Here is a 25305-nt window from a genome sequence, read left to right as displayed (position 1 = left end):
AGGGCCATTTCAGACCATAAATACTGCCGTTACAGACAGAATCCTGAGAGACATCGAGAGATAACCATTTGAAACGCCTGAAAATTAATTATCTGTTTGTCGGGCTGGTAACGCTGCTGCTCGCGCTGGCGCTGTGGCCGTCAATCCCGTGGCACAGCAGCGGGCTGGATCGAACAGAACAGATAAAATCGCGGGGTGTTTTGCGCGTCAGCACGCTCAATTCGCCTCTGACTTACTACACAGTGAATAAAGCGCCAGCCGGTATGGATTACGAGCTGGCAAAACGCTTCGCCAGTTATTTGGGAGTAAAACTGCAAATCACGGTGCGTCAAAACCTCAGCGAGCTGTTTGACGACCTGGAAAATAACAAAGCGGACATGCTGGCCGCCGGCCTGATTTATAACAACGATCGCCTTACGCACTTTCGTACCGGGCCAACCTACTATTCTGTTTCTCAGCAGCTGGTTTACCGGATGGGCAAGCCACGCCCGCCAAATCTGGGTGCGCTAAAGGGACGTCTGACGGTGGCTTCTGATTCTGCCTTCGCCTCTACCTTGCGCGATATCAGACAGAATCAGTATCCCGATCTCGACTGGGCAATCTCTACCGATCAAAGCCCGAACGCGCTGCTGGAAGCCGTGGCCGACGGCAAGCTTGACTATACGGTAGGCGATTCGGTGTCGATCGCGCTGCTGCAGCGTATTCATCCGCAGCTGGCGGTGGCTTTTGATATTACCGATGAAGAGCCGGTCACTTGGTATATGCCGCACGACGATGACGACAGCCTGTATGCCGCAATGCTGGACTATTTTAACCAGATGGCGGAAGAAGGCGCGATGGCGCGGCTGGATGAGAAGTATCTGGGCCACGTCGGGACTTTTGACTATGTTGATACCAGCACGTTTCTGCGCGCTATCGACAGCACCCTGCCCGGCATTCGGCCGCTGTTTGAAAAATATGCCCAGGAGATCGACTGGCGCCTGCTGGCGGCCATTTCCTGGCAGGAATCGCACTGGAATCCGCAGGCTACGTCGCCGACTGGCGTACGCGGCATGATGATGCTGACGCGCAATACGGCCGACAGCGTTGACGTTAGCGACAGAACCGATCCGGAACAGAGCATTCGCGGCGGCAGTGAATATCTGGTGCGGATGATGGCCAAGGTGCCGCCGACCATCCCCGAGGATGAACGCATCTGGTTCGCGCTGGCGGCCTATAATATGGGCTACGCCCACATGCTGGACGCGCGCAGGCTGACCGAAAAGCAGAAAGGCAACCCGGACAGCTGGGCCGACGTTAAGCAGCGGCTGCCGATGCTGAGCCAGAAACGCTATTACAGCCAGACGACCTACGGCTATGCACGCGGCCAGGAAGCCTATAACTATGTGGAGAATATCCGCATCTACCAGCTCAGCCTGGTGGGCTATTTGCAGGATCAGGAAAGGAAGCTGGCGCAGCAGGCGGCACTGGAAGCACAGCTTGGTAAAGGCTATCCGGCCGTTGAACCGAAGGTAGCGGTAAACTGAAAAAGTTTGGCTGACCGATATCGATATCGCCGTTTTCGCGCATGGACGCGCAAAATGCTCCTTTATGGACAGATACTCGCCTGTCTGCGTTCCGGCCTGACGTTAATTTATCGGCAACGTCAGGCCCAACAACAAAACATTACTCCGCGTCCTTCTGCGCTTCGGCGCGTAGCTTATCGCGCAACGCTTTTTTCTCTGCTCGGCGGTAACGGAAAAAGTCGCTCAGCATTGCCGCGCACTCTGCGGCCAACACGCCCTCCTCGACTTTAACCTGATGGTTCATGCCCGCATGCCCCAGCACGTCCAGCAATGAGCCCGCCGCCCCGGTTTTTTCATCTCTGGCACCAAACACCAGCCGCCCTACTCTGCCGTGTACCATCGCGCCTGCGCACATCACGCAAGGTTCCAGCGTAACGTATAGCGTGGTATCCAGCAGGCGATAATTTTCCAGCACCTTGCCGCCCTGGCGCAGCGCCATAATTTCCGCATGGGCAGTAGGATCGTGATGGCCGATAGGCCGATTCCAGCCTTCGCCGATGACGCTGTCGTTCTGTACCAGCACGGCACCGACCGGTACTTCGCCCTCTTCCCAGGCACGGCGCGCCAGCGTCAAAGCATAGCGCATCCACTTTTCATCATTAAGGGTATTGCTCACCTGAGCCTCCAGCCAAAAAACGCCGGGCAGTATACCCCTTTACTCAAGCTGTTGCAGTTCCCCTTGCGGCGTCACGCGCCAGCGGTGCTGACAGAAAAACAGCAGCGGATTATCCTGCTTGCTGTCGCTATAGCCGCTGTAAAGCTGCAGAGGCGTGCCGATTTGCTCTTCAAGCCGCGCAACCTTTTCATGCCCCAGACAGCGCATCGCCAGCACTCGCCCGCCGTAAGCGCGCGCCATCTGGCTCGCGATCAGCTTTACCTTCGGCAAAAAAGAGGAGTCGAAATAGACCTGCTCTACCAGCGGCTGTGGTGAACCAGTAATCAGCCAGACGTCCGCATCAGCACTGTTAAGATAGTCCGTAAGCCGCTGCTGCACGACAGGAAAGGCCGTTACCCGCTGACGGAACCACTGCGCAAAAGCTTTCTCTCTGGCAAGCAGCCTTGCTTCGCTGTGCCCAAACGTTATTGACCACAGCAGCAGGCTCATCGGCCAGCGTGCCGCGCGTCCTTTTAACAGCATGCCTGCACCCACTACCGGCAGCAAAGGTATCACCAGCAACAGATTAAGCGGCTGACGCCATAACAGATAGCGCATAAAAGTGCCGAACATATCCTGCTGATGCAGCGTGCCGTCAAGATCGAAAAACACCACGCGTCGTTCCTGGCCAGTAATCAAACCTTTCTCCTCAGGGGGATCCCATAAACCATGCGCTTTCACGCCGCTTGCTAACCAGTAATAATAGTGAACGCTGAGATAACAGTGTCAAAACTTCAGGCGCGAACCTTATCGGATAACAATTTTATGAAGAGTGACCGCTTTCCTGCAGCGCCGCCCGCAAAAAGCCCCGATGTTTGCTAAGCAACGTTTTGGCCCGTACGGCATCAACGCCGCTTAACACCATCAGGATGGCGGGCTTAACTTCATAAGCCGTTTGCTGTAGCGCGCTCTCCGCTTCCGCCCTTTCGCAGCCCGTTGCCTGACAAACCATACGGCAGGCGCGATCGACAAGCTTAACGTTGGTAGCCTGCATATCGACCATCAGATTCTGGTAAACCTTGCCGATTTTGACCATCGCGCCGGTTGAAATCATATTAAGCACCAGCTTTTGTGCCGTACCGGATTTTAAACGTGTCGATCCCGTTAACGCTTCCGGCCCTACAACGGGAGAAATGGCGATCTCCGCTTCCCGCGCTATGGGGGAGTCAGGATTGCAGGAAATAGCCGCCGTTTTACAGCCCAGCTGGCGGGCGAAGCGCAACGCGCCGATAACATAAGGTGTCCGGCCAGAAGCGGCCAGGCCCACTACCATATCCTGCGGCTTCAACGCTATCGCCTGTAAATCGCTTATGCCCAGCTGTTCATTATCTTCCGCACCTTCGACCGCTTTCAGTAACGCTCCCGGCCCGCCAGCAATCAGGCCCACTACCATACCGTGCGGCACGCCAAACGTTGGCGGACATTCGGAAGCATCCAGCACGCCCAGGCGTCCACTGGTGCCTGCGCCCATATAAATTAGTCGCCCCCCCTGCTGAAGCGAGTAAGCCGCGGCCTCGACTGCTTTCGCCACTTCCGGCAGCGTTTGCCGCACGGCGTCAGCCACAGTCGCATCCTGCTCATTAAATTTTGTGACCATCTCCAGCGTGGACAGGCCGTCAAGCTCCATTGTCTCAACATTGCGTGTTTCTGAAATCAGTGAGTCTAAATTCATGCTATCCTCTCAGGTGAATTTTTAATTCTTTGTCGGGCTAAATTGCTGAATATTATATTCTCATCTGCCCGCTGACTGCCCGCTGGCCATCAGCGAACCGCTCTGGTCAGGGTAGTTTGCCTGCTGAACCGTGTGCAGACCAGTCTGAAAGGAGTACCAGGATGAGTTCACTGCTACGTATTCGCCAGCTTTATCCCACGCTGGCCCTGAACGAAAGGCGACTGGCTGATTTCCTGCTGTCACAGCCGGATCGGGCGCGTCATCTTAGCTCGCAAAAGCTGGCGGAAGAAGCCGGTATTAGCCAGTCCAGCGTGGTTAAATTTGCGCAAAAGCTCGGTTATAAAGGTTTCCCGGCTTTAAAACTGGCGCTGAGCGAATCGCTGGCGGAAAAGGATGCTATTACCGTCCACAACCTTATTTTAAGCGACGATCCTTTAAAAGTGGTTGGCGAAAAACTGCTGGCGGAGAAGCAGTCGGCGATCCGCGCCACGCTGGATATCAATAGTGAAGAGAAGCTGTTACAGACGCTAAACCTGTTAAAAAATGCAAAGCGAATCGTTCTGGTGGGTATTGGCGCTTCTGGCCTGGTAGCAAAAGATTTTTCGTGGAAGCTAATGAAGATTGGCATTCATGCGGTAGCGGAACAGGATATGCATGCGCTATTAGCCAGCGTGCAGGCGCTCGGGGTGGATGATGTGCTGCTGGCAATTTCCTATACCGGCGAGCGGCGAGAAATTAACCTGGCCGCGCAGGAAGCACGGCGCACGGGTGCCAGCGTGCTGGCATTTACCGGTTTTACGCCAAATACGTTGCAGCAATGCGCAACCCACTGTCTCTATACGGTGGCTGAGGAGCAAAGCACAAGCAGCGCATCAATTTCCTCTACTTCGGCACAGCTGGCGCTGACCGATCTGCTGTTTATGGCGCTGGTCCAGCACGATCCCGAACGGGCTTCCAGTCATATTCGCCACAGCGAGGCGCTGGTGAAGAAGCTGGTGTGATAAGCCACTGGCAGAAAAAAACGGGTAAGCATCTGACAGGTAATATGGTTTACGCGCTTTGCCAGACTCTTTTAACGAATGTAAACAAAATCTATGCACAGATGCTGGCTATGTTTTTTTGATTTTCCTATATAAATCAGCTATAAACGAAAACCATTTTTTAAAATAAGATGGCTGGTTTTTCACCAAAAATGCAGGGCCTGAGATAATTATCCTGAAGATATGAAAATGCTATATGAACCAGGTGTTATCGGAAGTTTATTCAGGTAGAGTTCACTAAATTAGTAAAACATTCCCTTGTAACAAGGAAAATATCCCGAATGTACGACTCACTTCCTCTTCATGATGGCTGCGCAAGGACCGAAAAAATCACCAGAGTGATATTCAGTCTTTCTTTAATTCTACTTTTGCTTATCCTTCCCCTTGGCTTTATCCATGAAAAAGCAGGCCGAATTGCATTCTATAATTGCAGCTATCTTTGTGGTGCAGGGATTTTACTCAATTTTAAAAGTATCCGTTCCACTCTCTTTTCTGCAAAAATAATACTTCCCGGCCTGCTTCTGGCAGCAATGTATTCGACGTGGTCGCTTGTTGTATCATTTAATATCGTTCCCAATGTTGATAATGGCCTTCTGTTTACGCCTGCCAAAAGATGGTTCCTGGCCTCTCTTATTGCCTTATTTACACTATGGGGCGTGAAGAACAAACTGGTTAATAAAGAATTATTATTTAAGCTAACCTGGATTTCATTATCTGCTGCCTTTATCCTTTCCAGCGTCTATGGTATCTGGCAGCATATAAGTGGTGTTGACAGAATTGTTCTTGGTATAAACCGTGCCACGATGACCGCCTATGCTTATAGTGCGATGGCACTTGCTATGATGACGATGCTGAACCAGATAAAATCCTTACCCGTCAGGTTTTCGGCAATCATCTTAACCTGTCTGCTTTCCATCTACATTATACTTCTTACCGAAACGCGTTCGGCAATGCTTATCCATACGCTGCTTTCTATAGCGATTATGCTTAGCGCCTTATGGCGTGGAAAAGTGATTAAACCCTTGCCGCTGGTTGCCATCCTTTTAGCTTTTTTTGTTGTTGCTTTACTAAGCAAAAACATCATCTTATCTCGATTTGAAACGACGCAGCAGGAAATAAGCCTGTTCACAAAAGGCGACGACCATACCTCTTTAGGCTCACGTTTTTCACTCTGGCAATCAGGCATTGTCGCTATAAAGCAGCATCCCTTTGGCGAAACGCAAACCACCAGAAATACAATCCTGCGTAGCTGGCTTGGCGTTAATCATCCAAATTCATTCGCGCTTGAATATATTGATGTTCATTTACATAATGAATTTATACAGTACGCTTCTCTTTTTGGCGTGTTTGGCGTATTGATCCTTCTCTTCTTCTTTATAAAGTTAATTTTTGATAATGGTACAAAGGGTATTTTTGATAATCCCGTCTCCATTGTGGCATTATCTGCGCTACTCTATGGTATGACGGATGTCGTTTTGACCTCAATAGAATATATAGCGTTACTGAGCACGTTAATTTTACTGGCTAGCGTTAACAGTATTGAAAAAATCAGGGATTGATAACAGTGTCTAAGATAAATCGTTTTTATTTTTTTATAATCATTTCAATCCTTACATTTTGGGTTGCTTACGGGTTAACCAGCAGACACTTTCCGATTGAACCGGATGCCGCCAACAGTTCTCTGGTCTGGCGAGCCTTACTTGCTGAAGGTATATCCGTATTTAAAGACTGGGCACCCACGCCCGACAACTGGTATTTTACCGTTTACCCCATCAATTTTCTTTTCTTTTTATTAACGGGCGATGATGGCATTTTTCCACTAACGCTATCAACGTCGGTTTTTGTTGCGATGACGGCGATCGTTCTTGCAGCAATTTTATATTCCATTACCCGCACCTGGCATGCACTCCTGGCGATATTAGCTTTAGTATGCCTTCCCGCTTTTGTTTATACATTTGGTTTTGTTGCTCATCCCTTTTCACATTACTCTACAAACTTTTTTGGCGCAGTCTGTCTGGCTTTGAGCCTTTATAATCTCAAAAAGAACTCTGTTCCGCTGGCTGTTGCTTATAGTATTATTTCCCTACTGGTTGCCGTTTCCGATCCGTGGTTCTCAGCTACCTACTTTTTACCTTTGTTATTGGTGAATATTTATTTTTCATGGAAAAAAGTAATATCGGTGAAAACTACCGGCATCGTGTTTGTCGCGTTTATTTTGTCGATGACGCATGTCCTGCCAAGAATGCCTGGATTGCCCATTCAACGTTTTAAACTGGTTCCGGTTGATCAATGGCTTATCAATGTTCAATGGACGGTTCAGGTACTGGGAAAAAGCCTTAACTTGTTTTTTGTAGACAATTTTCTGGCCTGTACATCTTCACTGATTATCTGGACGATGATGGTGGTCTGGGCTTTATATAAATGTTTAAAGCATAATAATAAAACTGTTTTTATCGCGCTCTTCAGCTTTCTGACTATTGCTGCGATAATTTCATCTTTTATTATTAGTTATGATTTACCTTCTATAGTTAGCGCAAGGTTTTTTGTAAATGTTATTTGCTTTTCTGTTATTATATCAACATTATGTTATGCTTTAACTAAAAATCCATTTTACCTGTTTTTATTGTTTTTTTACGTGGCATCTTCATGTTATTCATATCATATTACCGATAAGCCTTTTCAAGATCAGAAGAAGCTGACTAATCAGCACATGTCTTTTTTAGAGAAAAACCATTTAAATTTTGGTTACGATGACTTCTGGCATCTTTCAAATAATGTTAACTGGCTATCTGGTGGAAGAATACATATTATGCCTGTACTTTTCAATGACGATCTTATCCTGGATGTTAAATCATCGCGTTCTCAAACCTTACGCTCCCGGCTATCAGAGAAATTTATAAAATCTGCTCCCAATCGTCAGTTTATAGCTATTCCCCTGACGTAAAAACCCACTTCCAACCCTGCAGAAAATAAGCAATCTAAAATTATTAAAAAACAATCTGGCAATCCAGATGAAGTATTAACATTTCAGGATATGATAATAATTATTTATTCCAAAAAAATTGAGCCGCAATAGATTTGTGAGTCAATCAGCAAAGTAAACACAATAAATAATTAAACGAAGTCGCTATTTGTGATAACATATAATGACATTAATTTATAAAAGGAAACTAAAGGGAAAAGCAATGGTAAAAACAACCGGTTATATGCTAGTTACCATATTTTCATGCGCATTTTTATATCTCCACGCAAAGGGTATTTCTTATTACTCAGATGACTTATGGTTTTTAAAAGAGTCTTACGATATAAATATAGTGGATTTTTTGATAAGCAGATATCAAGGCTGGTCTTCCCGTACCCCAATAGAACTTGCTTTAATAAGTATAATAAAACACAGATTCCTTTGGGAGTTGTGTAACGCCTTTTTTTTCGCAATAGCAGTCAGTGCTATTTCTTATATCATCTCTGAGAATAAAAAAGAACTTTTTCTGACTAGTATAATATTTTTGACATTAATAATATCATCTCTAAAAAAAGGTTTCTTTAAGGAAGGGATTTTATGGATAACTGGTTCATTGAATTATTTATGGCCATTCGCGCTTGCTGTTGCCGGATATGCTTTAATTAAAGGGTGTAAGGGGATTTATAACAAAAAGATGATATACTCACTCGTCTTTTTTTTATTTACCCTCTCTTCTTTCAATGAACAAATTGTCGTGACAAACATTATTTTACTGGTAGCCATAATAGTTTTATTTAAAAATGAAAGGCGTGGCGTTTCCATATGCGCATTGATCGCTACCACGCTGGTCTTTTTGTATATTATTTTTTGCCCGGGAAATGCTTCCAGGTTTCATCTGGAAATAGGTAGATGGAATCCAGATTTTGTTAATATGACGTTCTATGGAAAAATTGCATCTGGTTTAAATCTTTCTTTTGACCAGTTCTTTTCAATACAGCCGATTGCCATAGCTATCATTTACTGCTCACTCATAGTGCTTTCTCCTGACTCACGGGTGAAAATCACCTCATCCTTTCTGCTTTTACTGACTATATCTTTAATCTTATTTCAGCGACATATGTTTAATGAAATGAATTTCGATACAATATTTAAATTCAATTCGGATAGTATATCAAGCTTTTTTTCAATCGCCCGAATTATAACCGTGTTATTTTTTTCGGGTGCTACAATATTATTGTTTTGGTTCTTGCGGAGAAAGTTTAAGATAGCGCTAGTTATGATGGTAGTTTATGTATCCTCCTATGCAAGCACCGTAATGCTTGGATTATCGCCTACTCTATATTCATCAGGGCAAAGAATATTTTTTGTTTCCGCAATGATTATTTGTTCCTTAGCGACAGCCAGTATAATACATACAATAAGACATTACCGCTCAAAATAATTTACAGCGGATAAAAACTGAAGGTTTCATTATTTTATCAGGTAGAGTGGTGATGGCAATAAAAAAACTGCATCACCACCTTTATGAAAATGAGCAGAGCAATATTGACTTAGATATAAATAAGAACGCCTACTTTCCCCTCATCAGATAAAAATTACATCCTCTTGAATAAAGTGCTGTACTGTTCACCCTTATAAATAACATAATCAAACCTTGTGACTTGTAAGATAAAATCCTGGATTAAATTTTACTTAATATATTGACAAATGCATTTAATTTAAAATCAAAGCAAATTTCATCTCTACTATTATCTCATTATTTAAAATCATTGATGTTTATCCAAAATTAAGGTTGCCCCGGCCAAACAATTTCCTGCGGACTGCTGATATCAATACGGTTTAATGAAACTCGATACTTTTTCCAGGCTGTAAGCTTAATTTGTTCATCCTGAGTAGCCTCATCCAGATCAATAGCATCCTGAAGTGGCGCTATCTTTATCGCTGCTTCAGCTATTAACATATCACGTTTTTCTTCTGCGGCAGCGATAAGCTCTTCCTGAGTTGGCCCAGGTGGATCAATCAGAACCGGATAGCCTTTATCATCTGCAGTAATTTTTTTACCTTTAGCCTGCCCTGAATAAAGATTATTATAATCCTCTTCACTAACTTCAACCGCATCGCTGGGCCAGCCATCAGGTGACAATTCATATATTCCCTTCATAGAAGCCGGATAAAATCCATTACTTTTTTTACTATAAAAATAATTATTCATATTAGTATCCTAAAGCTATCCAGGAAAACCCAATTCCATTACTTGTGGTTTTGGAAGAAAATACAGTATTATTTGTGGCTTGCAAATAAACAACCCGTCCAGGATCCTGGTTTACACCAAGCGTACCAATAGTAACTAAAGCAGCATGTGGAAAAGCAATGTTGTAATTGTGATTTTCAATATTAGCTGACCCGTTCGAAGTCGTTCCCCACTGAATAATAAATCCTGTCGCAACATCCTTGAACCAGCCTCCCCCATTCAATTGTGAAGGCGGGTTATTAGGACTATAGGCGCGTTGTCCCATTTCAGTCAGGTAACGAGAGGTATTCAAGTCGCCGCTGCCATTGATTGTTATTCTGCCTGTTTCAACGGTATTGGTTGAGTTAACAGTACGAAGTACAAACCCGCCGTCGCCAGTACCTTTGTTACAAACTAATGCCCCTTCACCGCCGCCGTTGGTTTCGTTCCATAGCATATACATACCTTGACTGTTTCCAGGCATAGTATGGTTATTCACGAAAACGCCAGGTGATTTAATCCCCTGACTTCCCACGGATCCCCCCGCTGCAGGAAATGCCCCAACATCTGCTGCACTAAGGCTATTTTTTAAAGCCAGGCTGCCAAGGCCAAGATTGCCTCGTGCTTTTTCCGCACTGTTGAGATCCGCAAGATTCTTTTCGGTCTGCAAATAGTGGCTATCCAGCTGCGCTTTCGAATTACTCAATAGTGCCTTCAATAAAGTTGCCTGTAGGGTAGCAATGTCACCGTTATCGACGACATCACTTCCGGATTTGTCAGCCATAAAGCTTGCGACAACAGAGGCTATGGTCGAAGCCTGACGCCATACCTTATTTAACTGTTCGCTTCTTGCAATACCCGTCTGAAAACCATTTTCTACTGCATCCAGTGCTTCAAATTCTGCCTGCGACAGCACGTTGGCACCTTCACCCGTTGCAAAGGGCTTAAAATCATTTTTTGCCATATCTATTCTCCGTTAATTTTATAGTTTACCGCGACACCGGCAGGCTTGATGGCCAGATAACCTTGCTTAATAATCTCTGAGGTAATGGTAGAAATATTTTTTGCCGTAACATAAACCGTTACCGTCATATCCTGATTATCGGTAAAGGTTATTTTTATATCCTGCTGAGGATAGATACTTTGCAGTATGCCAGGCAGGCTATCCGCCGTTCCGTCCCATCGGTTTGCGCCGATTTTAGCGCGCAGCATGGTGCGATAATCCTCATCATCAACGTTAATAATGCCAGAATCGGGTTCGTACCTGTCTTTCCAGCTTCCCAGATTAAAACCCAGCGAAGCCTTATCGAAGGTGAAAAAATAGTCTTCGACAGGCGCATTAATACGCCTGTCCCGCCCTATCCATTCGCCTAAAATATCCAGCTGGTCGCCAGTCGCGCTGTCTATATCTAATGCCGTAACAATCTCATTGAAAACAGAAATAGTTTCTTGCTGAGACCTTGTTACAAGATCAATATGGTCAACGAATAATGGCTTCCCGCGATGATAGTTAGTAATAAGATCGGTATATTTACTCATGACGTCACCGTGATAGTAATATTATTTACCTCACAGCTGGCGTATTGGTTGTAGCCAATGGTGATATTAGCTGACGATAATGCCGATTCGCTGCTGCCCGCCTGCAGACCAAGAATGTCATAAAACTGGCTGTCCGTACTGTCGATGCCCGTGGTCAGGTTAGCCGGGGAATACAGTCGGCTAATTAACACGCTATTACCAATACCCAGGCTATTAATATAGGCGGCCAGCGTCTTTTTTATCTTCTCTGCGACAGGGCTGGTATAACCCGTCAGCACCTTCAGCTCCAGCGTCAGATAAATTGGCACCGCGACCGGGCGGGAAAAACTAATTGGCTGCGGTATACCATAGCTGTCGGAAATAGTGATGGTGGTATTACCGTAGGTACCAACGCCCAAAGATTTCTTTTTACGGACCACATCGGCGATTGCTGCCGCATCGCCACCTTTTACCACGGCCGAAATGGTATGCGCAGGCAGGCCGTTTGCGTCCGCGCTGTCGCTATCGTTCTGGTAGAGCTTGTGCTCCGTCACGCCAGCAATATTGGAAATCGCACCGTCCAGCGCATCTGAGGTCGTTAAGGCCGTCAGGGAGACGCTTTTCGCCTGCCTGGCTCGCAGTTCAGCATCCGTTTCGGCTGCGCTTCCCGTCGCGGCAGCGCCGGGGTTGGTGACCGCATTCCAGCCTCGGGTAGGCGTGTTAATTTGATTCACCGACCCTGCCCCCGCTGCTATTGCCCCACTGTCTGCACAGGTGGCGGTCACGGTTACCGAGCCTGTGGTCTCAATCGTCACGGTTGCTGGAAGATTCCAGATAACGTTGTTGCTGTCTCTGACCGAGCCATTAACGATGGTGGTGCCGGTTGTGCCGGTCAGCAACAGATCGACCGTCGAGTTGGTTGCCGGTTTGCGCATGATGCCGTTGATTTTTACATTACGCGTTAGCGCATCGCCCGTTGCCGTTGAAGGAGAAAACGAGTTGTAGCAGGCAATCGCCATGTTGTTAGCGTCGTGAATGGCCAGCGCTACAATCGCTACCATCTGACCGTCTTTGCTGTCCGGCTCCAGATACGCATCCGTACCATAAATTTGCCGAAAATAGCCGGTCAGCGTGCTGAGTATTGTCTGGTAATCGGGCGCGCCGATCCCCTGGGCCGTTATCGTTGCCGATAACCCCAGCCTGTCTGCATTGAGAGCCATTATGCCTCGCTTGTAATTGTCGCCGTACCGTAAAGCGTTTCCACCGTCACGGTGAAAACAGCCTGGCGGGATGATGAAATAAAAGTAGAGCTAAAGGCGAGAATTGACTTAACGCCTTCGGTTGCCAGAATGCGCTGGCGCAGCACCAGTTCCATCGCGGCACTGTTTTGCTTACCAGTTAGCGATTGCAGCCAGGGCGTACCTTCGGTGGTATCCAGAAACCACTGTCCGTACCAAAGCTGTAAACGGGTTTTAATCGCCTGCGCCACGCATTCCGGTGAATTGATCAGAAAAGTATTGTCCCCTTTGCCAAACGCGTAATCGCCGTTTTGGTCTTCTCGTCGGTATCTCATTGTGGCCCCTTTGTATAGCTGCTTCCGCTCTGGATGCCGCCGTGGACGTGACCAAGCTGGCTAACGCCTTTTGCGACCTGATCGCCGGTTGAAGCGATCTCCCCGTTGACCTGAAGGTTGCCGTTCACCGTTAACAACGTGCTGGTGATGTTGACCTCGCCGCTTTGCCTTAGCTCGATAAAGGCCTGGCCCTCGTCCGTGCGGATTTGTAAAGCTTCCGTACTGATGTTGCTGATTTTTTCTTTCTGTGACTGCGGCCCGACCAGCGCAAACGCGTCGGAAAGGTCGTGCTGGCGCGGATCGACCGGTTCCTGCACGCCACCGTTTTGCCACCAGAAATCGATACAGCGATCGCTGAATATCACCAGGCACTCATCGCCTTTTTGCACAGGAAAAGTGATAGTGCAGCCGCCGCCGCGTGGGAAAACCACGGGAACGTCAACCAGCAGCGGTAAGCTGAGTGAAACCGGCTGGTCGCTGGCGTCGCGCCTGCTGCCCTTAATGGCTGGTTGCACAACGCAGGTGACGGTGTCGGGATCGAAAGACTGAATAATGCCGGGTAAAGCGACGCGTAGCGTTGAGGACACAGAGTCCGCTAAAGCCCGATACGCCTGCGCTTCCCCGCCGATAACTGACTGGATAGAAACTGGCATAAAAACTCCAGAGCCCGCTGGGGCAGAATGTTACGAATGCGTGGTGCTTTCCAGCGGCGTCTGCTTATCGCGCACCACGCAGGTTAAGGTCATATACCAGTTTGTCCCTCTGGTATCGCCCAGATAGCTGATGCCTTTGACGATATAGACGCCGTCCGCAGAAATATCCGCAGGCAACTTGCCTTGCTCATCCCCGGCTTTATTAGCCTGATGCTGTTTCTCGTCTCCCTTTGCGGCCGCTTTATTTACCGCCTCCATCGAATAATACGTCTGGCTAAGCATGGCCTGATTAACCTGCACCAGGCTATGCAGGCTGATAGTGGGATTAATCAGGCATTTAAGCGTGATGCCTTCCGCAGTTAACGTGGGTGAGGCCACCATCCCGGTCTGGCTGTTGAGCACGGTAATGCGGTTAACGTAATTCTCTTCCGGCACCATTTGCAGCTTGCCGTCAACAAACTGCCAGCTTGCCCGACACTGAGCGGCAACGTTATCCATCGCCTGAGCGGTGGTTTGATAAAACACCCGACCACGCGGAAAGCGGGTTGTCGGCATTTTTCCCGTCGCGCCAGCGGTCACGCCATAAGGGTTAAAACTACGCATCATTAACGTATGCAGCGTGGCGGGCTCGTAGCCAGCGGCTACGGTAGTGTTTAGCGAGGCCTCCATCACCGCTTTGTGGCCGTCAATGGCCTGAATTTTTAATACGCGATCGACGCCGTTAGCGGTGCCCGTTCCGCTTTTATCGAGCCAGGCATAGCGAATTTCGCCGCTAAAAACCTCGCCGTAGTGTTGTTCTTCGGCCTGAACGGGCGGATTCTCCTGCACTTTACCCACCATCCAGGCAGGCACCACCGGGATGGTTTCCTGGTCACTGCTGTTGGCTTCGGGCGTCACCCCGCTGTAGCCAGCGCTCACGCGCAGCTTTTTATATTCCCCACGCATGATGGCGTTACTGGTTGCCTGGCTCAGGTTATAAACGGTAATTAACGCGCTGCTGCCGCTGCTTGCCACATCCGTGTCAATTTTAAACTCAACTTTTAAATCGCTAAGCCTGACGGACTCTTTGTTATCTTCCAGCAGGATTTCAAAATAGCGCATCCAGTTAATGCTCATAGTGCCTCCGTAACGAGGCAAAGATGGGCGGAATAACCGAGATCGTACTCGCCTGGCGCGTCATTTAACGTGGTGTCGGATAATACCCACAGGCCGAAACCCAGCTGCAAATAGGCATATTGCGCTAATAAATCTGCACCCGTGATTAAGGGGATGCCGGTAATGATGGCCGCTCCGTTGCCGTCATTGAGATCGAGAAACCAGCTATTTTCCCGCCAGAGGATCCGCATCTGATAGTTGATGTTATTAATCGAGATATCAAACTGTTGATTATCGGGCGTCAGGGGTATTTCAGTAATTTTCATTAGCTGCCCCCTCTTATCAGCGAAACGTTCGTCGGACCTGGCTTAGTCACTTTCTTGCCGTTATGTTGCACGGCAGACGTCGCTGCGCCCTGGGTCATATTTTCTTTTTCTGCACTGTCCGTTGTGCGGGTTTTGGTTATTAAAACTTCGGTTAACACCAGCGAAGCAAAAAGCACATTTTCACTTTTTGTATCCGTGGTGACGGTTAGCTGGTTAATTAACATGTTGTTATATAATCGCTTACCCGTTACCACGCTCAACGGCTGCCTGTTGCTTTGTAGATCCCGCAATTTTTGATAGCTTTCCGCCGGGCTTAAATAAGCCTGAAGGCCAAAAGCGGTGGTATCCATAAAATCGACCAGTGAACCGCCGCCGGAAAAGCCAACCTCCATAATTAACGTCGCCGGCTCCATACAGGCGTGATCGGTAATATTCGCGCCGGACTCCACCGGATGCGAGGTCAGGGTCAGTTTATCCGTGTGGGTTTCTTTGATGACCACATCAGGAATAAGCAGGCCGATCTTGCGTTTTTTCTGCATAAAAAGCGTGGGGGAAAAGTCCATCATACGGGCACCCTTCTTAATTTCTGTACCAGAAGCGAATTAACGTCGAACTGACCGTCAGCCACTTTTCTGGCCGCCAGGTGCGGGTCACTAACGCCCTGCACATAGATATTGGTTTCCTGCTGCACGCCCACAGAATTATCCGTCGTTGCTGACCCTGTTTCATTTTGCCAGGGCGCCCGACCGGTTCTGCCTGACGGCATCATGCCCATCATATTGTCGAGGGTGGAAAGGCCCATAACGTTGTTCAGAATGCGAACGTGCTGCTCGCTCAGTGGATTTGCCGCTGCCTGTGAGATCGTAAAAGGATGTGACGCGTTGAGCATGTCCTGAGTATCTTTGTCCGATATAATCCGCAGTTTGCGGAGCAGGCTCCAGACGGGACTGTTCGCCACTTTATTCGCGATATCCGTAAAAAAGCCGTTAAAATATTCCTTAACCCGATCTACCGCGCCGGTCATGGCCGGTGACCAGTTTCCGGACATAAAAGCGGCCAGCGTTTGCAGACCGCTTTTCCAGTCAAGCGTGCCGTCCTTCAGCTTAGTGAACTTATCCAGCAGCCAGCTCAGCGCATCTTTGGCCGCATTAATGCCCGGTGCCCAGGCACCCCAATCGATAAATGTCTTTCCGCCCTCCTGCCAGGTTTTGTAGCTGTCATAGAGGGCAAACAGCCCGGCGGCCAGCGCTATCACAATGCCAATCGGCGACATTAAAAAAGCGCTGTTCAGTACCAGCCATGCGGCGGCTACTGCGCCCAGCGCCCCAATCAGCCCCTGCGTGGTGTCATCCAGAGAGCCCCACCAGCTGCTTAGTTCGGCTACGGCCTGAATAAGGCGAATGGCTACATGCTCGCCTGTTTCGGCCAGCCACAGCAGTAAGGTGACCGCGCCATCCAGCACGCGCTGTACGTCCGGAGCATTATCCAGCAGCTGTTTGCTCAGGTTATCGAAAATATCGCCCAGCCCATTCGTCAGCCGCCCGCTGCTTTTGGTTTGCAGCAGCTCCACCACCTCGTCAAATTTACGCTGAGCCGTCATAAAATGGTCGGAACCGGAAACGGCAGTCGCCATGTTGACGCCGACGGAAGCGGAAAGCTGGTTATAGTCGCCGATAAACTTCCCAAGCCCGTTTTGCATGGCAACCAGCACATCGGGTGCCAGTCCCAGCTGCTTAGCCGTTTCCAGTGCCTGAGACTGCGGCAGTGCGCCAAGCGTGTTGCTGGCGTCACTGAAAATCTCGCTGCTCGCTTTCAGCTGCCCACTGGCGTCGCGCGTGTTTACGCCTAATTTATTCAGGCGCGCCTCCGCGCCTGGCGTGGTCAGCATCGCTGAGGCTTTAGCGATAGCCTCATTACTTAAGCCGGTTTGTCCGGCACCATACTCAAGCGCTTTCAAATCACCGGCATCCATTCCGGCATTTTTCGCCCTGGTGCCGAGCTGCTCCAGGCGACTGGCAAACCGGTTGATGTATTCCACCAGCGCTTTGCCTGCCTGTTCGACCGTCTGTTTGATTTTCTGCAAATCGAGCGCTTTTGCCGTCTGGTCGTTGCTTTGAAAGTCAGGCTGCTGGATCAGCTGCCTGACTTTCTGCCAGCCGGTGGCCTCCGCCGCCAGCTGATTTTCCAGCACCATCAGAAAATTTTTTGTATTTTCAGCGTTCATTGGCCTGTTTCCATTGCTCAATGCGGTGTTGATTATCCGCTTTCAGATCCAGCCAGTCGTTCAGGCGGCCAATATCCGCCAGATCCACTGAGCCATCCTTGAGCGCGGTGTAGCTGATAAGCCCGGCCTCTACCGGGCGCATCAGAAAATCTTCCCCGTCAGGAAGCGTTTCCAGCATCAGGCCGCTGTCGGGTCGGCAGTCTTGTTGACGGGGAGTTCGGGCAAAAAATCACCCAGCGAATCCTCCACTACCCGCAATACCAGCCTGAGCATGGTGGGCAAATCCAGATCGTCGAACATCAACACGCCCTGAGAGAAGATCGGCACCCAGCCTTTTCCCTGCTGCCGGGAGACCACGGCAAGGCAAGGATGCAGAATCGCATTGGTATCTTCCTCGCTCATATTCGCCAGCGACTGGGCAATGGCCGGCAGGGCTTTTTCCAGCACCTGGAAATAGTCGCCCGCTGCCGCCGCAGATTTCACCGTATTGATGTCCGCCAGCAGGCCAGCCAGCAGCGGCAGAAGTTTTCGTGAAACCTTGAGCTGCTGAAACACGTCCAGTTTTGCAATGCGGAAAGGGATTTCGTTAAGCGTAAATTCCATCGATTAATACTCCCCGATAACCATATCGACTTTGATGCAGTCGAAAACCCAGGCGGTGGTGCCGCCCTCTTTGGCAAATTTACGATCGGGCAGCTTCTGAAAGGCGACGCCGCGCGCGGTAATAATTTCGCCGGAAGAACTATTGCGAATAACGATAATATTTTTCCCCCAGGTTGAAGAAAGCTGGCTCTGCGCGTTATAGACCAGGGAGAGCTTTTTGTTTACCGGGGAAGTTTGCAGTAAATTAATGGTGATTTGACCGGACTTGCCCGGCAGTAAAGAGTTCATCCCTTCGCCATCAATACCCAGCGTCATGCTGTTCTTACTTTCCTTCATGGTCACGACGATACCTTCCTCTGAGGTTCCAGAGCCGCTGCCCAGATCGAACGCTACGCCAGGGCCGGTAAAAGATGCGGTAACATCCATAAATGAGTATGCAGACATAATTATTTTTCCTTATCGAACAACATTGATTTGAACATCGGCGTAGTGCACGGCACCGGCCAGTTTGCAGGCAACCTGAATCAGCGGCGCTTTACGCGCTTCGCGATCGGCCTGCGCCTGTAGCGCCAGCGGCTGCGCATACGCGTAATAACCTTTAGTCAGCGTGTCGCCAGCGGCCAGTTGCCCAATCGCGCCGCCGTTCCAGACGCCTGGCGCAATCAACCCGTTAGTCACGGCCTGGTCCATAGAGGCTTCCACGTTGCTTAACAGCCTGGTGATGCCCGCTTCGGTCTGCGGGATCTTGCTGGTTGAGGTATAAAGCAGGTTGTAGAGATTGGTCTGCACGTAGTTTTGCAGCCAGTCCAGCCCGTGGCGCTCATCGAAGAAGTCGCCGTTAGCCATCACGCCCTGTTGCAAAATGGCGCTGTCATTGGCAAACAGCACATAGGCATTGGCCCGTTTGCTTTCAAGCACGGCGGCCTGGCTGGCGCTTAGCGTTTCGTAAGTGACGCCCGGCTCCGTTTTGAATTTCAGCGTCAGCGTGGTGTTGCTGCCGCTAAAGTTGACGGTAAAGGCGCGCGCAAATGCCGAAACGGCGGCAAAGCGACTGTGGGTGGAATACTGCACGAAAGTGCGCGCATAGCCCGCTGCCTTAAGCCGTGCCGCCAGATCGGTGGTTGAGGTGGCGCTGAGCGTGGCTTCGCTGGCGGTAGTGACGGCGAAAACGCGGCTCTGGCCAGCGGCTTCAATAGCCGCTGCAACGGCCAGGATATCCTCATCGCTGACCACATCATCTGCTGCGGTTGCTACGGCAAGCCCGTACCAGCTGGCGTATTCAAGCGCGGCGTTCACGGCCTCGGCCAGCGTTTCCGTTTTGCCTTCTTCGCCAGAAGCCAGCGTTTTCGCCCAGCGGCCAATGTAGAGCTGCTGCGGCTGCGGCGACTGGGAAAAATAGAGGGAAGCGGCCTGATATTCAGCGGAATCCAGGCCAAAATCCGTGCCGATATCGGCGGCGCTGGTATACAGGCGCAGGCGTTCAGTCAGCGGAATAACGGTCGACGTTCCCATAATCAACATGGCGCCAAAATTACGGCCTGCTGTCGCAGCGGGTGACATAATAATGTCGACGTTGACGATTCCGGATAAAGGGAGTCCTTGAGGCATGTTTTATTCTCCAAAAATAGTGACCGGCGTTGCCACCAGCGAATGAATTCCGTATTCACGGACAATTTTGCGAACCAGAGTGACGGTCATTTCGTAACGCCGTTTCCGGGTGTCATTAATAAGCTCGGATGCGGTCGTCAATGGGCTGCACTCCCTGATACCGAGCGATAACTGCTGTAATTGCGCATGATTTTGCGACAGCTGGCTGCCGTCCCGAAAACGGGCGGCGTAGCCTTGTGCGGCAGAACCATAAAAATGCAGCAGGCATTCAATAATTTCGTTTTGATAAAGCTCTGCCTTTTCCTCCTGTTGATTAACCAGCGCAGCATCGCCTTCGGTGGAAATTTTATTAAGCGTAAAAGCGCAGCTGTTTTCGCTTGCTGTAATAACAGAAGAGAAATTCGCACTATCTACGGAAATAATATAATTCTCATCAAGACCGCAAATGCCCTGAACCAGTCCTTTAATATATTCTTCCAGAGCATTGTCATAAGCGGGATCGTCGCTGACGGGCGTCAGCCATCCCGCAGTTTCACTGCTGTTATTATTCAAACCACCTCCTGTTTATTTCAGGCACTGCTGACGGATATATTCCTGCAGGCCCGCAATCTGTATTCGCGCGGTATTTATTCTTTCCCTGAGAGTGAAATAATGCCGTTTAACGGCGTCATCAGGTCCGGGGCTGGCTGCATCAGCCATGCCGGTGGTGCCGGGCGCGGCGCTGCTGTGACAACCGGCGGCGAACTGCAGCCTGCGCTGGCCAGAAGCCACATCGCGCTCAAGCTGGCGGATATTTTCTTTAGCCTGCTGCGTTTGCAAAACATATTTTTTATCCAGGGCGGCGTTTTCATTAACCCGCTGCCGTAAGTTCTCGAGCTGCTGCTGCTGTTGGCCGAGTTGATTACGCGTCTCTTTATAATGAACGTAGTAATAATGCGCCGTTTGCGCAGCGGCCATCGCAGCAACAAAAAGAACGACAAGAGCTATTGTTTTAGCGTTCATTTATTTCATTACTGAACTTATTCGCTTATCAGAAATAAGCAAGCTTCCTGTTAACGCCGTTAATTTTAACCGTGATATAGCCTGCTGGCGTCGCGGTCGAGGCTGGCGCATCGGCAACCGCCGTTGCCAGCGTGACGACGCTGCTGTCAAAACCATAACCGGCTGAGCCGTTGTGAAAGTTCATTACCGTGGACAGCTTGACGCGGTTATCGGTGTCCAGATCGGTGACTTCTGAGAAGTCAGCGCTGAACAGCGAGCATTCCCCGGCTTCGAACCGCGATGGCCCGGTCGTTTTCAGATTGACGACTACGTCTCCACACTGCGCTTTGAGCTTAATCCAGACTTCACCATACAGGCCTTTACTGTCACTGGTGCGCACAATGCAGTCCGTCACGCCCGCATCGCCTTCATAATGCAGGTTGCCGCCAACCGAGCTGGCGCCGCGATAAAGATTTAAATAAGCCTTACCGCAAACGTTGGTCAATAAAGGCGCGTCCGTAGGCAAGGTAACGGTATCCCGCAGCGTTTTACCGTGCATTTCCAGATGCCAGTGCTGGTTGGCGTGTGGGAAGAAGAATTTGCCGACGCGGAACCATTTATCAGCATCGGTGCTGTTGCTGACCCGATAGCCGGAATACCATCCCGCCTTCAGCGAGCCGGTCATTTCCGTGCCGAAGTTTTCATCACGACGCCAGCCATATTCATAGCCGGAGAGCCAGGAAGTACCTGCCTTAGTTAAATCCACTTTCCCGCCCGACTGTAGACTCAACCCGCGGATCGTCGCTCTGGTGTAGTTGAGCTTCAGGGGATTATCTGAAGATTCAATGCTTAGCGCGTCAATAATCCACTGGCCGTTGCTCAGATCGCCCGGATAGCGGGTATGCTCAATCCAGACGTTGTGGATCAGGCCCTGGGTAACGCGCGGCATATAGAGCGTGGCGTCGGCATAGCCTTTCTGGAAATTACAGTTTGATAGCTCTACCGCCGTAGAGTGATCCCATTTGCCCACCAGGGAGTCAGACCACTGAATGTCAAAGACGCGGGCATAGGTAGTACTGCTGTAAATCTGATCCAGGCGCGTATCCAGCGTGTCCAGAAGCTTGAACGCGGAGCCGCCAATCTTTTCGATACGGCAGCAGGTAATATTGACGTATTCCCCTTCGATAACGGTATTTTCAAAAAACGGCTGGGTGTTGCTGACCATAGCCGCAGTGATAACGTCCGTATTGGTGGTGGTGTCCGCCTCGGCCTGGCCATCCCAGAAGATCCCGCGAATGGCCGTACGGCGTGCCGCAACCTTGAATACCGTCGCGGCCGATTTATCAGAGATAATAATCGTGCGTGGCGAAATGCCGTATTCGCCGTCGTCGCCGTACAGGCTGAAATAGTTGATTTCACCTTCGCCGGTAAGATCGACCGGGTTAACCAGGAACTTGCCGGCAGGAAAACGAATGCCTACGCCATGCACGGGATTTTTTGTGGTATCGCTTACCGGCGAGGAGAAAGCCTGGCCCCACTTATACATATTTACGCAGGCGTCGTGGTTAACCGTACCGTTATCCGCATCAAAGCTGCTGTCTCCACGCAGCCGCTTGCCGCCGAAATGATAGATATTAATATCCTCGACGTTATCGATAATACGCTTCCAGTAATAACCGCCGCCGGTTGCCACCGCCATAGAGCCGCCGTCATCTGCCGATGCCGCTACTTTATTATCAAGAAAGCCAACAAAGCGACCGCCGCCCTGAAAAGTGGAGTCCTTATCGTAATAACGTTTCAGCATGGCAATTTCACCAGAAGCGGAAGGCTGCGTGGTACGGAGTTCTGCAAATGAATTAACTTCAATCATCTTGATTTCCTTTATTAAATAAATTATAGAAAATAGTTGTCATAGCGAGCTGTAAACTACAGTCCGCCGTTAGTTAGCGCGATGGTTATGATAAAAAAAGCCTGGCTTCGCGCTGCCTGCGCGCGAGAAGAAGATCTGAATGATTACCCGCTCTTTTCCACAGCAGCATTGCTGCGGCACCTGCCTGATAGTCTCCTTCGTTTATTTTTTTCAGCACGGTTGATTGAGAAAAAGCACGAGTACCGATATTAAAAACCAGGCTACATAAAGCGTCATACTGATTCTGCGTCAGGCTGAGCTTTACCTGTTCGTTTATGACTTTTTCAGTTTGCGCAATATCAGCCAGCAGTAATTCGAGCGATTTCTCAACGGTAATACTCATTCCATCGATAATGGGCTGGTTATTAATCAGTCCCGTATGGCCTACACCGATAGTTAATATGCCGCGGCTGTCACGGTAGGCGATAAGCCGCTCCCCCTCTTCCTGTTTAATAAACCGGATGCCGTTACGGCTGATTTTCATTTAGTCCTCCCGTTTTGCGATTTATCCACCCCTTTATTTTATCGCTGATATAATCATTGCCGACATAGCCAATATAAACAGCAAAAACCTGTGCGGCGGCATCAGGCAGCGTCCAGTTAAGCAGTGCGCCAACAACCTGAAGCGTTGGCGCGGCGAAAAAAGCCAGCGCGCTACATGACACCGCGTCAAGTACACGCTTGCTCCAGGATGCTCTGGCATAAGCGCTGCGTAAAAGTGAAAACATTGCGGCAATACCGGCATATCCCCACTCCGTTTTATGGCTGTAAAGCCAAAGGCACAAAGTAGCCCAAAAGCCTGGCTCCTGTGGAAACATGCTTTAAATATGGTCTCCTGTTTAGTCAGAGCGACGAAGAATATATTTGATGACTTTTATTATGGTTTTTTATTAATCCATTTATTACGGCGAGATGGAACAGCAGCTCTTTTCGTATTTCCATGCTGCTACACTACGGCACAGAATTCGTTACGAAAACCTTTATTTAAAATTTTCACGAAAAAAATAACTTCATCAAATAACACTAATCGTCATATCTGACAGCTTGCCTTCGTCAGTAAGCAAAAGTTCATGCTATTACTTTACGGCATGAATTTCGTTACGAAAACCCCATTTAAAAAATAATCGTAATCTCCAGACATAAAAAATGCGCTCCCCTTTACCAGAACGGTATCGGCCTGAGCGCATTGTTATAAAATAGCAGGTCTGACGAAATCTAAAAATCCATGTTGCTAATTTACCTGCGATAATTCGTTACGAAAAGCGTTATTGAAATTTTTTTGCTGTTTATTAAATCCGGTTTTAAAAGCGAAAGGGAACCGGGCCGATTTTACTCAGCTATTATAATAGGTATGCTTTATTACCGTTTTGTAAATAACGGAATTTTACCAGGCGTCCATTTCCAGCTCCGCCTCACTCATAATGATACAGGCATCGATAAAGGTTTCCGCAATCATAAGCTGATTCCTTATTTTCCCTTCCGAGCATTTCTTCTGCCGGGCAATCGCCGATTTTGAAATATTATAGATATAGTGCAACTGCAGCAGTTCGACTTCTTCCTGCCGTCCTACCTTATGCAGTTTGGCTATTGCTGCATCAACGATTAACCCATCGCTGTCGCTGCACGAAGGCCGCGATCTTTTGTCGTCCGGCAACAAAGCCTTAAAACCCGCCGCAATTCGCGACCAGTCCAGCTGGCTTCCTTCTGCCGCCGCCCAACCCCCCCAACGCTCCAGTACTTTTTGAATATCACGCATTAACCGACCTCCTTTTCTTCTCTCATTTTCGGAACCTGCCCGTACAGCAGGATGACTTCAGCAGCGGGCTATACTAAAATGCATAGCATCAAACCAAATCCGCTTTGATACAGCTTATTTTAATGCAAAAACGCATAAATGCAATGCCATTGCTAAACAAAAAGGAAGAAGAGATGGTTTTCGACATCGAGGTATTCAATAACAACATCAAGTATTTAATGGAAAAAGAGGGGATCGGCAGCGTCACTGAACTCTCCAAGAAGGTTAATCTACAGCAGTCGACGCTACATCGGTTGCTGACGGGAGAAGTTAAAGATCCTAAGTACACCACGCTTAAGCATCTTGCAGATTACTTTCAGGTTTCGCCTACGGATCTGATCGAGCAGGATCTCCAGTTGGCCAAACACAGCAACATAGCAGAAGTAGCCGGGAACCTGCACTCGCTGGTGCTGCATAAGGTGCCCGTTTTAGGTAATACCCAACTTGGCCACGGCGGCTACTGGAGCGATATGCAATATCCTGTCGGCAACGGTGATGGTTTTTTGCGCTGGCCATCCTGCGATCGCGATGTTTATGCGCTAAAGTGCGTCGGTGATTCGATGATGCCAAGGATTAAGGAAGGCGAGTTTGTGATTGTCGAACCCAATCAGAACTTCCATCCGGGTGATGAGGTACTGGTGGTGACCAGCAATGGTGAAGTGATGGTAAAAACCTTTCTGTTTAAGCGGGACGGCTACTATCACCTGCTACCGGTTAATGAGGATCATGCGCCAATTCGGCTGCCGGTGGAGGAAGTCACGCAGATGCAGTATGTCGCGGGTATTGCCAAATCTTCGCTCTGGCATCCCTGAAGACGTTTAAACAGTTTTAACCTGCGGATGAACGGGCGTGGGAAACCGCGGCCCGGTGTGTTAAATTACGCCCCTTCTCCGACT

The 25305-nt window shown here is 49.0% G+C and carries 29 protein-coding genes; 6 read left to right on the top strand and 23 right to left on the bottom strand.

What is annotated here, in order from left to right; all coding sequences use genetic code 11:
* Nucleotides 1-68: 68 nt before the first annotated feature.
* Entirely contained in the window at nucleotides 69-1526 is a 1458-nt protein-coding gene (gene mltF, locus KUE00_RS14980; protein WP_246760689.1) for a membrane-bound lytic murein transglycosylase MltF, read from the top strand.
* A gap of 139 nt (nucleotides 1527-1665) precedes the next feature.
* On the opposite strand, the gene tadA is transcribed toward mltF, so the two are convergent.
* From tadA to murQ, 3 genes are all read right to left on the bottom strand, one after another.
* Complete coding sequence (gene tadA, locus KUE00_RS14975) at nucleotides 1666-2181, bottom strand: tRNA adenosine(34) deaminase TadA (RefSeq protein WP_343215890.1); 516 nt, start codon at nucleotides 2179-2181, stop codon at nucleotides 1666-1668.
* Nucleotides 2182-2220: 39 nt separating this feature from the next.
* A complete protein-coding gene (gene yfhb, locus KUE00_RS14970) occupies nucleotides 2221-2859 on the bottom strand; it encodes a phosphatidylglycerophosphatase C (protein WP_246760688.1) in 639 nt (212 codons plus the stop codon).
* Nucleotides 2860-2983: 124 nt separating this feature from the next.
* Nucleotides 2984-3892, bottom strand: coding sequence for an N-acetylmuramic acid 6-phosphate etherase (murQ, locus tag KUE00_RS14965; protein WP_246760687.1), 909 nt, complete (start codon nucleotides 3890-3892; stop codon nucleotides 2984-2986).
* Nucleotides 3893-4053: 161 nt separating this feature from the next.
* Between murQ and KUE00_RS14960 the strand changes: the two genes are divergently transcribed.
* From KUE00_RS14960 to KUE00_RS14945, 4 genes are all read left to right on the top strand, one after another.
* The gene (locus KUE00_RS14960; RefSeq protein WP_246760686.1) at nucleotides 4054-4893 is read left to right on the top strand and encodes a MurR/RpiR family transcriptional regulator; all 840 of its coding nucleotides are present in this window, start codon (nucleotides 4054-4056) and stop codon (nucleotides 4891-4893) included.
* Nucleotides 4894-5213: 320 nt separating this feature from the next.
* A complete protein-coding gene (locus KUE00_RS14955; RefSeq protein ID WP_246760685.1) occupies nucleotides 5214-6491 on the top strand; it encodes an O-antigen ligase family protein in 1278 nt (425 codons plus the stop codon).
* A gap of 5 nt (nucleotides 6492-6496) precedes the next feature.
* Entirely contained in the window at nucleotides 6497-7876 is a 1380-nt protein-coding gene (locus KUE00_RS14950) for a hypothetical protein (RefSeq protein WP_246760684.1), read from the top strand.
* 241 nt (nucleotides 7877-8117) lie between these two features.
* Nucleotides 8118-9335, top strand: coding sequence for a DUF6056 family protein (locus KUE00_RS14945; protein ID WP_246760683.1), 1218 nt, complete (start codon nucleotides 8118-8120; stop codon nucleotides 9333-9335).
* A 345-nt stretch (nucleotides 9336-9680) separates the two neighbouring features.
* Here the strand turns inward: KUE00_RS14945 and KUE00_RS14940 are convergent, their stop codons facing one another.
* From KUE00_RS14940 to KUE00_RS14845, 20 genes are all read right to left on the bottom strand, one after another.
* Nucleotides 9681-10106, bottom strand: coding sequence for a tail fiber assembly protein (locus KUE00_RS14940; RefSeq protein ID WP_246760682.1), 426 nt, complete (start codon nucleotides 10104-10106; stop codon nucleotides 9681-9683).
* A 1-nt stretch (nucleotide 10107) separates the two neighbouring features.
* The gene (locus KUE00_RS14935) at nucleotides 10108-11088 is read right to left on the bottom strand and encodes a gp53-like domain-containing protein (protein ID WP_246760681.1); all 981 of its coding nucleotides are present in this window, start codon (nucleotides 11086-11088) and stop codon (nucleotides 10108-10110) included.
* Between the two features lie 2 nt (nucleotides 11089-11090).
* Entirely contained in the window at nucleotides 11091-11663 is a 573-nt protein-coding gene (locus KUE00_RS14930; protein ID WP_246760680.1) for a baseplate wedge 1 family protein, read from the bottom strand.
* Nucleotides 11660-12862, bottom strand: a complete 1203-nt coding sequence (locus tag KUE00_RS14925) for a baseplate J/gp47 family protein (RefSeq protein WP_246760679.1) — start codon at nucleotides 12860-12862, stop codon at nucleotides 11660-11662. The genes KUE00_RS14930 and KUE00_RS14925 overlap by 4 nt, the downstream gene beginning before the upstream one ends.
* Complete coding sequence (locus tag KUE00_RS14920) at nucleotides 12862-13215, bottom strand: contractile injection system sheath initiator (RefSeq protein WP_246760678.1); 354 nt, start codon at nucleotides 13213-13215, stop codon at nucleotides 12862-12864. The genes KUE00_RS14925 and KUE00_RS14920 overlap by 1 nt, the downstream gene beginning before the upstream one ends.
* Complete coding sequence (locus tag KUE00_RS14915) at nucleotides 13212-13868, bottom strand: Gp138 family membrane-puncturing spike protein (RefSeq protein ID WP_246760677.1); 657 nt, start codon at nucleotides 13866-13868, stop codon at nucleotides 13212-13214. The genes KUE00_RS14920 and KUE00_RS14915 overlap by 4 nt, the downstream gene beginning before the upstream one ends.
* A 30-nt stretch (nucleotides 13869-13898) precedes the next feature.
* On the bottom strand, nucleotides 13899-14984 hold the full coding sequence (locus tag KUE00_RS14910) for a hypothetical protein (protein WP_246760676.1): 1086 nt from the start codon (nucleotides 14982-14984) through the stop codon (nucleotides 13899-13901).
* The gene (locus KUE00_RS14905) at nucleotides 14981-15289 is read right to left on the bottom strand and encodes a phage baseplate plug family protein (protein ID WP_246760675.1); all 309 of its coding nucleotides are present in this window, start codon (nucleotides 15287-15289) and stop codon (nucleotides 14981-14983) included. The genes KUE00_RS14910 and KUE00_RS14905 overlap by 4 nt, the downstream gene beginning before the upstream one ends.
* A complete protein-coding gene (locus tag KUE00_RS14900; RefSeq protein WP_246760795.1) occupies nucleotides 15289-15852 on the bottom strand; it encodes a phage baseplate protein in 564 nt (187 codons plus the stop codon). Before KUE00_RS14900 ends, KUE00_RS14905 begins: the two co-directional genes overlap by 1 nt.
* Complete coding sequence (locus KUE00_RS14895) at nucleotides 15852-17513, bottom strand: phage tail tape measure protein (RefSeq protein ID WP_246760674.1); 1662 nt, start codon at nucleotides 17511-17513, stop codon at nucleotides 15852-15854. The genes KUE00_RS14900 and KUE00_RS14895 overlap by 1 nt, the downstream gene beginning before the upstream one ends.
* Entirely contained in the window at nucleotides 17503-17655 is a 153-nt protein-coding gene (locus KUE00_RS14890; RefSeq protein ID WP_246760794.1) for a DUF6889 family protein, read from the bottom strand. Before KUE00_RS14890 ends, KUE00_RS14895 begins: the two co-directional genes overlap by 11 nt.
* Nucleotides 17656-17690: 35 nt before the next feature.
* Entirely contained in the window at nucleotides 17691-18116 is a 426-nt protein-coding gene (locus KUE00_RS14885) for a phage tail assembly chaperone (RefSeq protein WP_246760673.1), read from the bottom strand.
* Between the two features lie 3 nt (nucleotides 18117-18119).
* Nucleotides 18120-18560: a phage structural protein gene (locus KUE00_RS14880; RefSeq protein ID WP_246760672.1), complete on the bottom strand. Its 441-nt coding sequence runs from the start codon at nucleotides 18558-18560 to the stop codon at nucleotides 18120-18122.
* Between the two features lie 12 nt (nucleotides 18561-18572).
* Entirely contained in the window at nucleotides 18573-19724 is a 1152-nt protein-coding gene (locus KUE00_RS14875) for a DUF3383 family protein (protein ID WP_246760671.1), read from the bottom strand.
* 3 nt (nucleotides 19725-19727) lie between these two features.
* Nucleotides 19728-20276, bottom strand: a complete 549-nt coding sequence (locus tag KUE00_RS14870; protein WP_246760670.1) for a phage neck terminator protein — start codon at nucleotides 20274-20276, stop codon at nucleotides 19728-19730.
* 12 nt (nucleotides 20277-20288) lie between these two features.
* Nucleotides 20289-20726 carry a lysis system i-spanin subunit Rz gene (locus KUE00_RS21980; RefSeq protein WP_425523588.1) on the bottom strand — a complete coding sequence of 146 codons (438 nt, stop codon included), beginning with the start codon at nucleotides 20724-20726 and terminating at the stop codon, nucleotides 20289-20291.
* A gap of 28 nt (nucleotides 20727-20754) precedes the next feature.
* Nucleotides 20755-22575 (bottom strand): amylovoran biosynthesis protein AmsF, encoded by a 1821-nt coding sequence (locus KUE00_RS14860; RefSeq protein ID WP_246760669.1) that lies wholly within the window; start codon nucleotides 22573-22575, stop codon nucleotides 20755-20757.
* Between the two features lie 85 nt (nucleotides 22576-22660).
* Nucleotides 22661-23098, bottom strand: a complete 438-nt coding sequence (locus KUE00_RS14855) for a lysozyme (RefSeq protein WP_246760668.1) — start codon at nucleotides 23096-23098, stop codon at nucleotides 22661-22663.
* Nucleotides 23082-23432, bottom strand: a complete 351-nt coding sequence (locus tag KUE00_RS14850) for a phage holin, lambda family (protein ID WP_246760667.1) — start codon at nucleotides 23430-23432, stop codon at nucleotides 23082-23084. Before KUE00_RS14850 ends, KUE00_RS14855 begins: the two co-directional genes overlap by 17 nt.
* A gap of 566 nt (nucleotides 23433-23998) precedes the next feature.
* Complete coding sequence (locus KUE00_RS14845) at nucleotides 23999-24370, bottom strand: antiterminator Q family protein (protein ID WP_246760666.1); 372 nt, start codon at nucleotides 24368-24370, stop codon at nucleotides 23999-24001.
* Nucleotides 24371-24543: 173 nt separating this feature from the next.
* Between KUE00_RS14845 and KUE00_RS14840 the strand changes: the two genes are divergently transcribed.
* On the top strand, nucleotides 24544-25221 hold the full coding sequence (locus KUE00_RS14840) for a S24 family peptidase (RefSeq protein ID WP_246760665.1): 678 nt from the start codon (nucleotides 24544-24546) through the stop codon (nucleotides 25219-25221).
* Nucleotides 25222-25305 lie beyond the last annotated feature (84 nt).

It is taken from the genome of Erwinia phyllosphaerae (assembly GCF_019132875.1).
GTDB lineage: Bacteria > Pseudomonadota > Gammaproteobacteria > Enterobacterales > Enterobacteriaceae > Erwinia > Erwinia phyllosphaerae.
This window is presented reverse-complemented; position numbering and strand designations above follow the sequence as displayed.

Bases quoted from the DNA above. Each gene is read 5' to 3' on its own strand.
- KUE00_RS14935 (WP_246760681.1), bottom strand. From the start codon at position 11,088: ATGGCAAAAAATGATTTTAAGCCCTTTGCAACGGGTGAAGGTGCCAAC.
- KUE00_RS14940 (WP_246760682.1), bottom strand. From the start codon at position 10,106: ATGAATAATTATTTTTATAGTAAAAAAAGTAATGGATTTTATCCGGCT.
- KUE00_RS14860 (WP_246760669.1), bottom strand. From the start codon at position 22,575: ATGATTGAAGTTAATTCATTTGCAGAACTCCGTACCACGCAGCCTTCC.
- KUE00_RS14960 (WP_246760686.1), top strand. From the start codon at position 4,054: ATGAGTTCACTGCTACGTATTCGCCAGCTTTATCCCACGCTGGCCCTG.
- KUE00_RS14905 (WP_246760675.1), bottom strand. From the start codon at position 15,289: ATGAAAATTACTGAAATACCCCTGACGCCCGATAATCAACAGTTTGAT.
- KUE00_RS14920 (WP_246760678.1), bottom strand. From the start codon at position 13,215: ATGAGATACCGACGAGAAGACCAAAACGGCGATTACGCGTTTGGCAAA.
- murQ (WP_246760687.1), bottom strand. From the start codon at position 3,892: ATGAATTTAGACTCACTGATTTCAGAAACACGCAATGTTGAGACAATG.
- KUE00_RS14945 (WP_246760683.1), top strand. From the start codon at position 8,118: ATGGTAAAAACAACCGGTTATATGCTAGTTACCATATTTTCATGCGCA.
- KUE00_RS14890 (WP_246760794.1), bottom strand. From the start codon at position 17,655: ATGCGCCCGGTAGAGGCCGGGCTTATCAGCTACACCGCGCTCAAGGAT.
- KUE00_RS14930 (WP_246760680.1), bottom strand. From the start codon at position 11,663: ATGAGTAAATATACCGATCTTATTACTAACTATCATCGCGGGAAGCCA.
- KUE00_RS21980 (WP_425523588.1), bottom strand. From the start codon at position 20,726: ATGAACGCTAAAACAATAGCTCTTGTCGTTCTTTTTGTTGCTGCGATG.
- KUE00_RS14880 (WP_246760672.1), bottom strand. From the start codon at position 18,560: ATGTCTGCATACTCATTTATGGATGTTACCGCATCTTTTACCGGCCCT.
- KUE00_RS14910 (WP_246760676.1), bottom strand. From the start codon at position 14,984: ATGAGCATTAACTGGATGCGCTATTTTGAAATCCTGCTGGAAGATAAC.
- KUE00_RS14925 (WP_246760679.1), bottom strand. From the start codon at position 12,862: ATGGCTCTCAATGCAGACAGGCTGGGGTTATCGGCAACGATAACGGCC.
- KUE00_RS14915 (WP_246760677.1), bottom strand. From the start codon at position 13,868: ATGCCAGTTTCTATCCAGTCAGTTATCGGCGGGGAAGCGCAGGCGTAT.
- KUE00_RS14855 (WP_246760668.1), bottom strand. From the start codon at position 23,098: ATGAAAATCAGCCGTAACGGCATCCGGTTTATTAAACAGGAAGAGGGG.
- KUE00_RS14850 (WP_246760667.1), bottom strand. From the start codon at position 23,432: ATGTTTCCACAGGAGCCAGGCTTTTGGGCTACTTTGTGCCTTTGGCTT.
- KUE00_RS14900 (WP_246760795.1), bottom strand. From the start codon at position 15,852: ATGGACTTTTCCCCCACGCTTTTTATGCAGAAAAAACGCAAGATCGGC.
- KUE00_RS14875 (WP_246760671.1), bottom strand. From the start codon at position 19,724: ATGCCTCAAGGACTCCCTTTATCCGGAATCGTCAACGTCGACATTATT.
- KUE00_RS14845 (WP_246760666.1), bottom strand. From the start codon at position 24,370: ATGCGTGATATTCAAAAAGTACTGGAGCGTTGGGGGGGTTGGGCGGCG.
- KUE00_RS14895 (WP_246760674.1), bottom strand. From the start codon at position 17,513: ATGAACGCTGAAAATACAAAAAATTTTCTGATGGTGCTGGAAAATCAG.
- KUE00_RS14955 (WP_246760685.1), top strand. From the start codon at position 5,214: ATGTACGACTCACTTCCTCTTCATGATGGCTGCGCAAGGACCGAAAAA.
- KUE00_RS14885 (WP_246760673.1), bottom strand. From the start codon at position 18,116: ATGGAATTTACGCTTAACGAAATCCCTTTCCGCATTGCAAAACTGGAC.
- KUE00_RS14840 (WP_246760665.1), top strand. From the start codon at position 24,544: ATGGTTTTCGACATCGAGGTATTCAATAACAACATCAAGTATTTAATG.